This window comes from Actinospica durhamensis (assembly GCF_018139695.1).
GTDB classification, from domain to species: domain Bacteria; phylum Actinomycetota; class Actinomycetes; order Streptomycetales; family Catenulisporaceae; genus Actinospica; species Actinospica durhamensis.
This window is the reverse complement of the sequence record NZ_JAGSOG010000537.1, coordinates 1-1,889: the sequence shown is the minus strand read 5'-3', so window position 1 is coordinate 1,889 and position 1,889 is coordinate 1. Positions and strand designations below refer to the sequence as shown.

General features: G+C 68.5%; 1 protein-coding gene. It reads right to left on the bottom strand.

The genetic code is table 11. The features are described from left to right. Positions 1-264: 264 nt before the first annotated feature. Positions 265-1,647, bottom strand: coding sequence for an IS1380 family transposase (locus KDL01_RS40825; RefSeq protein WP_212534093.1), 1,383 nt, complete (start codon positions 1,645-1,647; stop codon positions 265-267). Positions 1,648-1,889 lie beyond the last annotated feature (242 nt).

The following is a 1,889-nucleotide window of genomic DNA, read 5'->3' as shown; positions in this document are numbered from 1 at the left end:
TTCGCTCACTGGGCGCTCACGCCCCCGACCGGCCGGTGACCAGGGCAACAAGAGCCGTATGACGAGAGATTGTCACGTACGGATCTGTGGGAGCCCCGGGCTGAGATGCCCGGGGCCACCCGACCGAGCTGATTCCAGGACGCTGATTTCCTGATCTATTGTCGGTTGTGCTGGGTGCCTGGGCAGGGGTGATCTCCGGGTGGCCGTCCGGGCGGGGTCTCCTGGGTTCCTCGGGTCGTGGTGGTCGGGTGGCGCGCTCACTGATCAGCTGGTGATCGGTCGGTGCCCGGTGCGCGCCCACAGGGTGAGGAAACCGCCTGCCCAGGGCCAGTATTCGGGCAGGTGAAGCTGTAGGCGTCGGGCGCCGGAGGCGATCCGGGCGGGGATGTTGATCAGAGTTCTGCGGACGGTGGCGCCGGTGGCCTTGGCGTGGAAACGCCCGGCGAGGGTGGCTGCGGCGCGGGTCAGGTTGTGCGCGATGCCGGCCAGGGCGAGCCACGCGGCGTTCGCGTTGAACCTCCCGGAGGGCAGGTGCCCGAGCGGCCCGTCCTCGAGATCGGAGAAGACCTGCTCGATCACCGCGTGTTGACGGTGGGTCGGTTCGGCCTGGTCGATGACCAGCGGGTTGGTGGTGTGGAAGGCGTGGTGGCGGTACGCGGCGAACAACTCGCCCTGCCCCTCGGGCACGGTGGCGGGGTTCAGGCGCCGCACCCGCCGCACGATCAGCCGGCCCGGAGCGTGCAGCGCGGCCTTCTTCGAGGTGAACGCGGTGTACGGGATCTCGGCGATCTCCGCTTCGGAGATCCAGCGGCCTTCGTCCTGGTCCCAGACCGCGTTGCGGTACTTGATCGGTTTCCAGGCGGTCTCGGGGATCTGGCTGATGGCCGCGCGGATGGTCTTGGTGTTGGCCACGGTGATCGAGTAGCAGGCTCCCGCGGCGCGGATCGCCTTGACCAGCTTCGCGGAGAAGAACGCCGAGTCCGCCCGCACCAGGATCATCGCGGTGACCCCGGCCTCGCGCAGTGCCCGGATCGCTTCGGCGACCAAGGTGTCGGCGCCCTTGCCCGATCCCGCCGAGCCCTTGCGCAGCCTTGTTGCGATCACCACGGGGCGCGAGGTCGGGGTGGAGGCGGTGACGACCTGGAAGTGCAGGCCGCGGACCCTGGTGTACCCGAACGAAGCGCCCTGCTTCGCCGGGCCGTAGACCTGCTTGACCTTCGAGTCGACGTCCAGGTAGACGATCGGCTCACCGGGCGGGATCAGGCCCGCATGGGCGATGAGGTTCGCGGTGAAGCGCCGCGATGCGGCCTGCAGTTGCCGCACATGCCCGTGGGTGAACGAGCGCAGGAAGCTGCCGAGCGTGGAGGGCGCGTAGATCCCGCCGAACAGCCGGTGCGTCCCGCCGATACGCAGCACGTCCACGCCCTCGATACTGTCCGCACCCACGCACATGCCCGCGACCAGGCTCATCGCCTTGCCCGCCGGGTTCACCCCGGTCGAGACGCCCAGATCGACATGCCGGCGGATCAGGGACGGCAGCGCGCACCGCTCGGCCAGGCGCATTACCGGCACCAGCCCCGCCGACGCGATCAGATTCGGGTCGGAGAACGATGCCGAGACGTGCCCGGCGGCATGAGAAGATTGCACCCGAGAGATGCCTTTCGAACTGGCTGGACTGGACCCTAGACAAGCCCATTCTTCCAGGTCGCAAGGCATCTCTTGTCATCAGGGGTGGACTACGCCAGCCCCGCAGCTGTAGCGATCGGTCGGGTGGCCCCGGGCATCTCAGCCCGGGGCTCCCACAGATCCGTACGTGACAATCTCTCGTCATACGGCTCTTGTTGCCCTGGTCACCGGCCGGTCGGGGGCGTGAGCGCCCAGTGAGCGAA